The sequence below is a fragment of the Achromobacter sp. SIMBA_011 genome (genome assembly GCF_046535435.1).
Classification (GTDB): domain Bacteria; phylum Pseudomonadota; class Gammaproteobacteria; order Burkholderiales; family Burkholderiaceae_B; genus Achromobacter; species Achromobacter dolens.
The window spans coordinates 1-237 of the sequence record NZ_JAWRWN010001201.1 but is presented as its reverse complement, the minus strand read 5'-3'; the positions used below and the strand labels follow the sequence as shown (position 1 = coordinate 237).

The following is a 237-nucleotide window of genomic DNA, read 5'->3' as shown; positions in this document are numbered from 1 at the left end:
CACGCCGCCGACCGTCAGCGTGCCGAAGCCCGCGTCATCGGTGATCGGCGCGCCGTCGAGCACGAAATGCCCGTTGCCCGTCTCGACGAGCGTGTTCGGCGTCACGCGGTGCAGGTCGAGCGCCAGCTATACCGTGAACGGCTTCATGATCGAGCCCGGCTCGAACACGTCGGTCATGATCCGGTTGCGCAACTGCTCGCCCGTCATCCGCGAGCGGTCGTTCGGGTTGTACGTCGG

General features: G+C 67.1%; 1 pseudogene. It reads right to left on the bottom strand.

Features of this window, described 5'->3' with window-relative positions:
- Window positions 1–237, bottom strand: a pseudogene (locus SB816_RS34860) (penicillin-binding transpeptidase domain-containing protein); the annotation flags it as partial.